This window comes from Streptomyces sp. LARHCF249 (genome assembly GCF_052871255.1).
The window spans coordinates 75,548-87,128 of sequence record NZ_JBIXJQ010000005.1; the positions used below are offsets into that span (position 1 = coordinate 75,548).

General features: G+C 73.5%; 8 protein-coding genes. All 8 read left to right on the plus strand.

Annotated features, from left to right (window positions below):
- The first annotated feature begins 45 nt into the window (after positions 1 to 45).
- The 8 genes from ACIPUC_RS15410 (at position 46) to ACIPUC_RS15445 (ending at position 11,581) form a co-directional block, all read left to right on the plus strand.
- Entirely contained in the window at positions 46 to 909 is an 864-nt protein-coding gene (locus ACIPUC_RS15410; RefSeq protein WP_446589811.1) for a glycosyltransferase, read from the plus strand.
- 2 nt (positions 910 to 911) lie between these two features.
- Entirely contained in the window at positions 912 to 2,213 is a 1,302-nt protein-coding gene (locus ACIPUC_RS15415; RefSeq protein WP_446589813.1) for an MFS transporter, read from the plus strand.
- Positions 2,210 to 3,223, plus strand: a complete 1,014-nt coding sequence (locus ACIPUC_RS15420) for a TolB family protein (protein WP_446589814.1) — start codon at positions 2,210 to 2,212, stop codon at positions 3,221 to 3,223. The genes ACIPUC_RS15415 and ACIPUC_RS15420 overlap by 4 nt, the downstream gene beginning before the upstream one ends.
- Positions 3,224 to 3,323: 100 nt before the next feature.
- Positions 3,324 to 5,102: a VanW family protein gene (locus ACIPUC_RS15425; RefSeq protein WP_446589815.1), complete on the plus strand. Its 1,779-nt coding sequence runs from the start codon at positions 3,324 to 3,326 to the stop codon at positions 5,100 to 5,102.
- A 144-nt stretch (positions 5,103 to 5,246) separates the two neighbouring features.
- Complete coding sequence (locus ACIPUC_RS15430) at positions 5,247 to 7,847, plus strand: SpoIIE family protein phosphatase (protein WP_446589816.1); 2,601 nt, start codon at positions 5,247 to 5,249, stop codon at positions 7,845 to 7,847.
- Between the two features lie 349 nt (positions 7,848 to 8,196).
- On the plus strand, positions 8,197 to 8,436 hold the full coding sequence (locus ACIPUC_RS15435; protein ID WP_446589817.1) for a hypothetical protein: 240 nt from the start codon (positions 8,197 to 8,199) through the stop codon (positions 8,434 to 8,436).
- 89 nt (positions 8,437 to 8,525) lie between these two features.
- Positions 8,526 to 9,332: an HlyD family efflux transporter periplasmic adaptor subunit gene (locus ACIPUC_RS15440; RefSeq protein ID WP_446589818.1), complete on the plus strand. Its 807-nt coding sequence runs from the start codon at positions 8,526 to 8,528 to the stop codon at positions 9,330 to 9,332.
- 131 nt (positions 9,333 to 9,463) lie between these two features.
- Positions 9,464 to 11,581 carry an NHLP family bacteriocin export ABC transporter peptidase/permease/ATPase subunit gene (locus tag ACIPUC_RS15445; RefSeq protein WP_446590424.1) on the plus strand — a complete coding sequence of 706 codons (2,118 nt, stop codon included), beginning with the start codon at positions 9,464 to 9,466 and terminating at the stop codon, positions 11,579 to 11,581.

The following is an 11,581-nucleotide window of genomic DNA, read 5'->3' on the forward strand; positions in this document are numbered from 1 at the left end:
GGGACAAACGCCTGGCGTGGGTGTTCGACCGTGCATACTTCCGGGGTGACCAGCATCGTGATACCGGCCCACAACGAGAGCCGGGTCATCGGCCGCCTCCTCGACGCCCTCCTGGCAGGCACCCCGGCCACCGGAACCGACATCGTCGTCGTGTGCAACGGCTGCACGGACGACACCGCCCGGGTGGCCGGGGAACGCGGCCCGCGCGTGCGGGTGGTGGAGATCCCGACTCCCTCCAAGCACACGGCGCTGCGGGTCGGGGACGAGCACGCGAAGGGCTTCCCGCGGCTGTACGTGGACGCCGACGTCGTCCTCGGCGCCGCCGGCGTGCGGGCCCTGGCCGGCGCGCTCGCCGGGAGCCCGGACCTGCTGGCCGCCGCCCCGGGCCGCGACATCCCGCTGACCGGCTGCGCCTGGCCGGTACGGGCGTACTACCGGGTGTGGCAGCGGCTGCCGGCCGTCCGCGCGGGCCTCTTCGGCCGGGGGGTCATCGCGGTGTCCGAGGCGGGACACGCGCGGATCGCCGCGCTGCCCCCGCTGATGGCCGACGACCTGGCCGCGTCCCTCGCCTTCGGCCCGGGGGAGCGGCGCGTGGTCGAGGCCGCGCGGGTCGTGGTCCACCCGCCGCGCACCTGGGCCGACCTGATCAGGCGTCGGATCCGGGCGGCGACGTCCTCGGCCGAACTGGAGCGGTTCCAGGAGTCGTTACGCACCGGCACCGCCGCCGCCCCGACGGCGCGCACGGGCACGGCCGACCTGCGTGCCCTGCTCTGGTCGGACCCGCGGCTGCTCCCCGGCGTCGTGGTGTTCGTCGCGGCAGCCCTCGCCGCCCGCCGGGGGGCCCGCAGGGCCATCCGGAGCGGCGACTTCGACACCTGGCTGCGGGACGAGAGTTCGAGGAGCTCCTGAGCATGTACCTCGCGGACCGCTCCGCCCCCGCCGGGGCGCAGGGCGCGCCCGACGGCGGTCCCGGACGGACCCCGGTGGTGGCCTCCGCCGTCCTCGCCCTGGGCACGGTCAGCCTGGTCACCGACATCTCCTCCGAGATGGTCACCGCCGTACTGCCCCTGTACCTGGTCGCCGGACTCGGCCTCAGCCCGCTCGGCTTCGGCGCGCTCGACGGCGTCTACAACGGGGTCAGCGCCCTGGTCCAGCTGACCGGCGGGCACCTCGCCGACCGGGTCCGCAACCACAAACTGATCGCCGGCATCGGCTACGGCCTGTCCGCCCTGTGCAAGCCGCTGCTGCTGCTCGCCCACAGCCTCGGCCCGGTCGGCGTGGTCCTCGCGCTGGAGCGCACCGGCAAGGGCCTGCGCACCGCCCCGCGCGACGCGCTGATCTCCCTGTCCACCCCCGCCGGGGCGCAGGGCCGCGCCTTCGGCGTGCACCGGGCCATGGACACCACCGGGGCGCTGCTCGGCCCGCTGGCCGCCTTCCTCATCCTGAGCGTGGCGGTCGACGGGTACGACGCCGTGTTCGGGGTCAGCGCCTGCGTCGCCGCCCTGGGCGTGCTCGTCCTGATCCTCTTCGTACCGAGCACCCCCGCCGCCCGCACCGCCCCTGCGGATCCGGCCGTTCCCTCCGCCGGTGTGCGCGAGGCCCTCGGCCTGTTGCGGCTGCCCCGGCTGCGGGCCCTGGCCGGCTGTGCCGCGCTGCTCGGCCTCACCACCGTCAGCGACGCCTTCGTCTACCTGCTGCTGCAACGCCGCACCGGCATCGCCGACCAGTGGTTCCCGCTGCTGCCGCTGGGCACCGCCGCCGTGTTCCTGCTGCTGGCCGTACCCGCCGGGGCCCTCGCCGACCGCATCGGGCGGCGCACCGTGTTCCTCACCGGCCACGTCCTCCTCCTGACCGCGTACGCACTGCTGCTGTGGGCCCCGGCCCGGCCCGCCCTGCCCTTCCTCGTGCTCGCCCTGCACGGCATGTTCTACGCCGCCACCGACGGCGTGCTGCCCGCCGCCGTCGCGGCCACCGTGCCCCGGGAGCTGCGGGCCACCGGCCTGGCCATCGTCGGCACCGGCCAGGCCCTGGCCCGCTTCGGCTGCTCCCTGGCCTTCGGCGCGGCCTGGACGTTCTGGGGCACCGGCCCCGCCCTCTCCGCCGCCGCGGCCGGCCTGCTGTGCAGCGCGGCCGTCGCCGCCCGCGTGCTGCGCCCGCCGGCCGACCCGCCCCGACGCCCCCGCAGAACCCGAGGAACCCGAGGAACCCGATGACGCTGTCGCGCCGCCTGCTCGTACTCACCGCGGCCGTGCTGCTCCTCGGCGCCCTCGCCGCCGGGCTCGTCCTGCGCGCCGCCTCCCGCGCCGACCAGCCGCGGCAGGGCGGCCCCACCGTCGCCGCGGGCAGCCTCACCCTCACCCAGCCGGACCGGCTGGCCTTCCTCAACGCCGCCCAGGGCCCGCACCGCGGCGCCCTCGCCTCGGTTCCGGCCGGGACCCCGCAGGCCGCGCGCACGGCCTCCGACCTCACCTGCCGGCGCTTCCACGCCGCCGCGGGCACCGGCGTCTGCCTGCGCTCCACGCCCGGCGCCCTCGCACAGGACAACCAGGCCCTGATCGTCGACTCCGGCCTGCGCACGCTGCGCAGCTTCCCCCTGGCGGGCACGCCCAGCCGGGCCCGGGTCTCCCCGAGCGGCCGGTTCGCCGCCTGGACGGTCTTCGTCTCCGGCGAGTCCTACGGCGCCGCGTTCTTCTCCACCCGCACCGCGATCCTGGACACCCGGGACTGGCGGCTCGACGCCAACCTGGAGGAGTTCACCGTCCTCATGGACGGCCGCGAGTACCGCGCCGCGGACGTGAACTTCTGGGGCGTCACCTTCGCCAAGGACGACGACACCTTCTACGCCACCCTGGCCACCGCCGGCCAGACCCACCTGGTCAAGGGCTCGATCTCGGGGCGTACGGTCACCACCCTCGCGCAGAACGTCGAGTGCCCGTCCCTGTCCCCGGACGAGACCCGCATCGCGTACAAGAAGCGCGTACGGGCCGGCGCCTCGCTGTGGCGCGAACACGTCATGGACCTGGGAACCCTGCGCGAGCACCCGCTCGCGGAGAAGCGCAGCGTGGACGACCAGGCCGGCTGGCTCGACGACAGCACCCTGGTCTACGCCCTCCCCGCCGAGGGCGCCCCCGACACCACGGACCTGTGGACCGCCCCCGCCGACGGCTCCGGCGCCCCCCGCCTCCTGACCCCCGCGGCCTCCTCCCCGACCCGCCTGGGCTGACCCATGTCCGCTTCGTGACAAGAGTTACATCCGCCCCACAATCGAGCATTTCCCGTGAATCATTATTTCCCGGAATCGTCGTATACCGGCCGGGAGTGACATGGGACGCGCAGGCAGCTGGACGGGTAACTGGCGCATCGCCCTGCCCGCGGCGGGCGGAGCCGTCGTACTCGGCCTGGGCGGCCTCTACGTCACCGGACTCGTGGCGGGCGGCGACATCGCCCAGGGCACGCGCGTGCGCGGGGTGGACATCGGCGGCATGAGCCGGGCGGAAGCGCAGCGGACGCTGGCCGCAGCGCTCGGGCCCGGCGCCGCGGCGCCGCTCGAGCTGAGGATCGGCGACCGCGTCGAGCGGATCGCCCCCGCCGCGCTCGGGCTGTCCCTCGACACCGGGGCGACCGTCGACCGCGCCGTACGCACCAGCCACGGACCGGCCACCGTCATCGGCGATCTCCTCGCTCCCGGCGACCGGGACGTCGAGCCCGTGATCCGGGTGGACGAGGGGACCGGCCGCGCCGCGCTCGACCGCATCGGCGCCACCACCGCGCAGCCCGTGCGCGAGGGGACGATCGCCTTCGAGGAGGGCACGGCCAAGGCCGTCGCCCCCCGTCCCGGCGTCGCCCTGATCGAGGACCGGGCCCTCGACACCCTCCGCGACGCCTACCTGCGGCCGGACGCCGGCCCCGTCACGCTGCCCGTCGAGCGCACCCAGCCGCGCATCGGGGCCGAGGAGACCGGACGGGCCATGCGGCAGTTCGCCCGGCCCGCGATGTCGGGCCCCGTCACGCTCACCGTCGCCGGCCGGCGCATACCCATCAGCCCCGCCGTCCTCGGCGAGCACCTGAAGATGGCCCCCGACGGCGAGAGCCGTCTCGTGCCGTCCCTCGACTCGGAGGGCCTGCTCGCCGACCCCGCCGTGGCCCGCCCGCTCGAGGAGGCCACCCAGATCCCCCGCGACGCCGAGCTCGGCGTCGGCGCGGACGGCCGCGTGGTCCTCGGGGACCCCGGCAGCGCGGGCCGGCAGGTCACCCAGGCAGCGCTCGGCAAGGCCGTGCTGCCCCTGCTGACCCGCTCGGGCGCGGCCCGCAGCGCCGAGCTCCCCACCGTGGCGGTCCAGCCGGACCTCACGAGCGCCGAGGCGCGGCGGCTCGGCATCAAGGAGAAGGTCTCCTCCTTCACCGTGGCCTTCCCGGCCGCCCCGTACCGCACCACGAACATCGGCCGGGCCGTGGAGCTCATCAACGGCTCGGTGGTCATGCCGGGGGAGGAGTGGAGCTTCAACCGCACGGTCGGCGAGCGCACCCCGGAGAACGGCTTCGTCGACGGAATCATGATCAACGACGGCCAGTACGTGAAATCTCCCGGCGGCGGCGTCTCGGCGGTCGCCACCACCCTCTACAACGCGGTCTTCTTCGCGGGCCTGAAGCCCGTCGAGCACGGCGCCCACTCGTTCTACATCGAGCGCTACCCCGAGGGCCGGGAGGCCACCGTCGCGTGGGGCACCCTCGACCTGCGCTGGATCAACGACTCCGGCCACCCCCTGTACATCCAGGCCGAATCCACCGACACCTCGCTGACCATCACCCTCCTCGGCACGAAGAAGTACGACGAGGTACGGGCGACCAAGGGGCCTCGCACCAACGTCACGCAGCCCGGCAAGCGGACCGGCAGCGGACCCGTCTGCGAGGTGCAGACCCCGCTCGAGGGCTTCGACGTCACCGTCGGCCGCGTCTTCGTCCAGGACGGCCGGGAAGTGAAGCGCGAGGAGTTCAAGACCCACTACACGCCGCGCGACGAGGTCACCTGCACCCCGGAGCCCGAGCCGACCGGGGCCGCCCCCACCCCCTCCGCCACCCCCGCGGGGGCACCCGTCAGGTGATCGTCCGGGCGCGCTCCGTGCGCTTCACGGGTACCGGACGCCCCGAGGTGCTACAACTGGGATCGTGACCCTTCCTCGCCACCCGTGCCGGGCACGTCGGTGCGGTCACCCCTAGGCAACCGAACCAGAAGCGTCGCCGGACAGGTGTTCGTCCTCCAGGTGGCGATCGTGGTGTTGCTCGCCGCCGGTGCGCTGCTGGCTCTGGTGCTCCAGTCGCGACACGACATCGACCGGGAAGCACGCAACCGGTCGGTGGCCGTCGCCCAGACCTTCGCGCACTCCTTGGGGCTGCAGGAGGCCCTGAAGGCGCCCGACCCGGCCGCCGTCCTGCAACCCCTCGCCGAGGCGACGCGCAAGGACGCGGGGGTGGACTTCATCGTGGTGATGGACACCCAGGGCATCCGCTACAGCCACCCCCAGCCGGAGCGCATCGGACAGCGCTTCGTCGGCACGATCGAGCCCTCGCTCGCCGGGCGGGTGCACACCGAGAGCGTGCAGGGGCCGCTCGGCAAGGAGATCCAGGCGGTGGTGCCGGTCACCGCGCCCGACGGCAAGGTCGTCGCCCTGGTCTCGGCCGGCCTGACCGTGGAGAACGTGACCGGTGTCGTCGACCGCCAGCTCCCCGTCATCCTGCTGGCCATCGCGACCGGCCTGGCCCTGGCCACCGGCGGCACGGCCCTGATCAGCCGGCGGCTGCGCCGGCAGACGCACGGGCTCGGCACGCAGGAGATGACCCGCATGTACGAGCACCACGACGCGGTGCTCCACTCCGTCCGCGAAGGGGTGCTGATCACCGACGGTGACGGCCGGCTGCTCCTGGCGAACGACGAGGCCAAACGGCTCCTCGGGCTGCCGGACGAAGCCGAGGGCCGCCGCATCGACGACGTACCGGGCCTGGACCGCCGGATGGCGGACCTGCTGCTGTCCGGCCGGGTGGCCACCGACGAGGTGCTCGAGACCGGGGACCGGCTGCTCGTGGTCAACCAGCGGCCCACCCACACCCAGGGCCGGGCGGAGGGCACCGCGGTCACCATCCGCGACTCCACCGAGATGCGGCTGCTGACCAGCCGGGCGGAAACCGCCCGCAGGCGGCTCAAGCTGCTCTACGACGCCGGGGTCGGGATCGGCACCACCCTCGACGTGGAGCGCACGGCCGAGGAGCTCGCCGCCGTCGCCGTCCCCCGGTTCGCGGACTTCGTCACCGTCGACCTCGCCGATCCGGTGCTCGACGGCGACGAGCCCGGCCCGGGAGTCGACATGCGGCGCACGGCGGTCGCCGGCATCCGGTCCGACCACCCCCTCTACCCCCTGGGCCGGCTGATCGACTTCCTGCCGTCCACCCCGCAGGCCCGCGGCTACGGCACCGGGCAGGCGGAGCTGGTGCCCGTTCTGGCCGACGCGCCGGGCTGGCAGGCCCAGGACCCGCCGCGTGCCCGGGCCATCGTCGAGTACGGGATCCACTCGCTCATCGCGGCCCCGCTGATGGCCCGGGGCGTCGTGCTCGGGGTGGTGAACTTCTGGCGGTCGCAGAAACCGGAGCCCTTCGACGAGGACGACCTGTCACTGGCCGAGGAACTCGTCGCCCGCGCGGCGATCAGCATGGACAACGCCCGCCGCTACACCCGTGAGCACGCCCTCGCCGAAACGCTCCAGCGCAGCCTGCTGCCGCGCGCCCTGCCCGAGCAGAGCGCCATGGACGTGGCGCACTTCTACCTGCCCGCGCAGTCCGGGGTGGGCGGGGACTGGTTCGACGTGATCCCGCTGCCCGGCAGCCGGGTCGCGCTGGTCGTCGGAGACGTCGTCGGGCACGGTCTGCACGCCGCGGCCACCATGGGGCGGCTGCGCACGGCGGTGCACAACTTCTCCTCCCTCGACCTGCCCCCCGACGACCTGCTGGCCCGGCTCGACGACCTCGTCCAGCGCATCGACCACGACGACGCCGGGGACGGCGACGGCACGCACGTCGGCGTCCTGGGCGCGACCTGCCTGTACGCCGTGTACGACCCGGTGTCCCAGCGCTGCACGATGGCGCGGGCGGGGCATCTGCCGCCCCTGATGGTCACTCCCGACGGCACGGCGCAGATCGTGGAACTGCCGACCGGCCCCCCGCTGGGCCTGGGCGGCATGCCCTTCGAGACCGCGGAGCTGTACCTGCCGGAGGGCAGCCAGCTCGTGCTGTACACGGACGGGCTGGTCGAGGAGCGGTCCCGGGACATCGCCGAGGGCCTGGAACTGCTGCGCACGGCGCTGAGCCGGCCCGGCCTGGACCCGTACGAAAGCTGCCGGGCCGTGCTCGACGCCCTCCTGCCCGCCCGGCCGACCGACGACGTGGCGCTGCTCGTCGCCCGGACGCGGATCCTCGGCCCGGACCGGGTCGCGCAGTGGGACGTGCCGCCCGACCCGAGCGCCGTCGGCGCCGTACGCAACGCCGCGGCGGGCAAGCTCGACGAGTGGGGCCTGGGGGACCTGGGATTCGCCACGGAACTGATCCTCAGCGAACTGGTCACCAACGCGCTGCGCCACGGCCGCGCGCCGGTGCGGGTCAGGCTGCTGCACGACCACACGCTCACCTGCGAGGTGTGGGACGGCAGCAGCACCGCCCCGCACCTGCGGTACGCCGCCACCACGGACGAGGGCGGGCGCGGGCTGTTCCTGGTGGCGCAGCTCAGCGACCACTGGGGCACCCGGTACACGCCCGAAGGCAAGGTCATCTGGGCGGAGCAGGCGCTGCCCGGCCCCTCCTGAGGCACACGCTTCCGTCCCGCCTTCAGGAAATCTGCACATCGTGTGCGCGAACGGGCCCGCGCGCGTTCACCGTTGCGCGAGATGTCGGACATGTCCCGCGTGATTGATGGCCGTTTGTCCCAAACCTGCCGTGCGGCCGACGGGCCCCCTATTTCCGTTACTCGATATCGCAGAGAAGCTGTGACCATTCGGTGAACGAAGCGCCACACCCGCCATTCGAGGAGCTCGGAGGTCCGCGGAAGGGCGTCAACGGGATTGGCCCGGCAGCCCGTTCGCGTGCTTTCATCATGCCCGCTGCGGCCGTCGGAAAAGGCGGCTGAGTTCCCCCTGCACATGAAAGGTGCGCATCATGCGTGACAACATCGAGACCCGTGAGATCGACGACACCGAGCTGGACGCCGTCTCCGGCGGTGTCATCAGCGTCTCCGGCGGTCTCGCCGGCGCCGTGACCAGCGACGTCAGCAGCGTGGTCGGCCTCGTCGGCTCCCTCGACACCGTCCAGACCGCGACCGGTCTCGTCGCCGGCGTCCCCGGCCTCGTCTCGGGCGTCACGGGCGTTTCCGTGAACGTCGGTCGCGCCGGTCTCTGAGCCTGATATCGCATGAACCCCGGAGCGTCCTCCTCGGCTCCGGGGTTCAACGAATTCGGCTGAACGAATTGCAGTTGAAGGAATAGTCCGTGCAGTTTCGCCAAAAGGCTCTTTCCAAGCTGCAATCGCCGGAAGAGCTCGACCTGCCCGTACGCTTCGCGCGCCCGCAGGGACGCCTCGTCCTGGCCGTCACGGTGCTGGTCATGGCCGCCGCCGCCTTCTGGGCCGTCACCGGCACCGTCACCGCCAAACTGAGCGCACCCGGGATCCTCACCCACGCCGAGGGCGGTTACGTGCTCCAGAGCCCGGTCGCGGGACAGGTGACCGAGGTCCTCGCCGAGGAGGACCGGCTGCTGGCCCCCGGCGCGCCCCTGCTCACCGTCCGTACGGAGCAGGGTGACAAGCCCGTGCGCGCGGTGACCGGCGGCCGGCTGACGACCCTGGTCGCACGGGTGGGCTCGGTCGTCACGACCGGCGCGGACGTGGCCACCCTGGAACACGTGAAGAACCCGGACGACCCGCTGGTGGCGGTGCTGTACGTGCCGGGCGCCGGCGGCGCGGCGATCACCGTGGGCGCCTCCGTCGACCTGACCGTCCAGTCCGTTCCCCAACGGCAGTTCGGCGTCCTGCGCGGCCGCGTCACCGCGGTGGGCCGCGCACCCCAGACGCCCGCGCAGATCGGCGGCTTCCTCGGCGACAAGGGCCTCGCCGAACAGTTCTCCCGGCAGGGCAACCCGGTCGCGGTCCTCGTGCGGCTGGAGCGCTCCTCCGCCACGAAGTCCGGCTACCGGTGGTCCTCCACGGACGGGCCCCCGTACACCGTCGAATCCAGCACCCCGGTCACCGGCGCCGTCCACCTCGCCGCGCAGCGCCCCGTCGACTGGCTGCTGCCGTGAGCGCGCCGCGCAGGGCCGCCGCCCAGGGCCGGTCCCGCCGCAGGTCCGCGCACGCGCCCGCGTCCCGCAAGGCTCCCCGGCCCCCCAGGACCAGAAGGCCCCGGACCGTACGCACCCCCACCGTGCTCCAGATGGAGGCGGTGGAGTGCGGAGCCGCCGCCCTGGCCATGGTGCTCGGCCACTACGGCCGCCACGTCCCCCTGGAGGAGCTGCGCATCGGCTGCGGCGTCTCCCGCGACGGCTCCCGCGCCAGCAACCTCCTCAAGGCCGCCCGCGGTTACGGGCTCAAGGCCAAGGGCATGCAGATGGACCTGGCGGCCCTCGCCGAGGTGAGCGCCCCGGCCGTGCTCTTCTGGGAGTTCAACCACTACGTCGTCTACGACGGCATGGGCCGCCGCTTCGGCCGCAGGGGCGTGTACGTCAACGACCCCGCCAAGGGCCGCCGGTTCGTCCCCATGGACGAGTTCGACACCAGCTTCACCGGGGTCGTGCTCACCTTCGAGCCCGGCGACGGCTTCCACCGCGGCGGACGCAAGCCCGGCGTCCTGGGCGCCATACCGGCCCACCTGCGCGGCACTTCGGGCACCCTGGCCGCCGCCGTCGTCTCCAGCCTCCTGCTGGTGGCCGTCGGCGCGTCGGTGCCCGCCCTCAGCCGCACGTACATCGACATGTTCCTCATCGGCCGGCAGACGTCCCTGCTGGGCGTGCTGTTCACGGCCATGGCCGTCACCCTGGTGCTCACCGCCGTCCTCACCGGCCTGCAACAGGCCAATCTGCTGCGCGGGCGCATCATCTCCTCCACCCTCGGCAGCGCCCGCTTCCTGCGGCACCTGCTCCGCCTCCCGGTCACCTTCTACTCCCAGCGCAACCCGGCCGACCTGATCCAGCGCCTGCAGTCCAACGACGCGGTCGCCGAAACCCTCGCCCGGGACCTGGCCGCCGCGGGCGTGGACGCCGTGGTGGTCGTGCTGTACGCCGTGCTGCTGTGGACCTACGACCCGCAGCTCACCGTCGTCGGCGTGCTGATCGCACTGCTCAACGTGGTGGCCATGCGCGTCGTGATCCGCCTGAGGGCCACCGGTACCCAGAAGCTGCGCGCCGAGAGCGCCCGGCTGACGAACACCTCCTACAGCGGTCTGCAGCTCATCGAGACGATGAAGGCCACCGGCGGCGAGAACGGCTTCTTCCGCCGCTGGGCCGGACAGCACGCGGTCACCCTCGACGTACAGCAGCGGCTCGGCGTTCCCGGCGCCTGGCTGGCGATCGTCGCGCCCACGCTGGCGGCCCTCAACAGTGCGCTGATCCTGATGATCGGCGGACTGCGCGCCGTCGAGGGGCACCTGTCCGTCGGTCTGCTCGTCGCCTTCCAGGCCCTGGTGACCAGCTTCACCGCGCCGATCTCCCGGCTGGGCGGCGTCGCCGGGCGGATCCAGGACTTCGGGGCCGACGTCGCCCGACTCAAGGACGTCGAGAACTTTCCCGTCGACCCGGTCTTCTCACGGCGCGAGCCCGCCGCCGGCGCCCGCCGCCTCAAGGGCCACGTGGAACTGGACAACGTCACCTTCGGCTACAGCCCGCTGGACGCACCGCTGCTCAAGGACTTCTCGCTGTCGGTCGGCCCCGGGCAGCAGGTCGCGCTCGTCGGCGGCTCCGGCAGCGGCAAGTCCACCGTGTCACGGCTGATGTCGGGCCTCCACACCCCCTGGAAGGGGGCCATCCGCATCGACGGGATGCGCCTGGAGGACATCCCGCGCAGCGCGCTCGCCGCCTCCGTCTCCTTCGTCGACCAGGACGTGTTCCTCTTCGAGGGCACCGTCCGCGACAACGTCGCGCTGTGGGACCCCTCCATCCCCGACGAGGCCGTCATCGCCGCCCTCCAGGACGCCGCCGTGCACGACGTGGTCGCCCGCCGCCCCGGCGGCATCCACAGCCGCGTCGAGCAGGACGGCCGCAACTTCTCCGGCGGCCAGCGCCAGCGGCTGGAGATCGCCCGGGCCCTGGTGCGCCGCCCCAGCGTCATGGTCCTCGACGAAGTGACCAGCGCCCTGGACGCGGTGACCGAGCAGGCCGTCATCGACAACCTGCGGCGCCGCGGCTGCGCCTGCGTGGTCATCGCCCACCGGCTGAGCACCGTGCGCGACAGCGACGAGATCGTCGTCCTCGACCGGGGCACCGTCGTGGAACGCGGCCGGCACGAGTACCTGGTCGCCGCGCGGGGCCCGTACGCCGCCCTGGTCAAGGAGCACTGA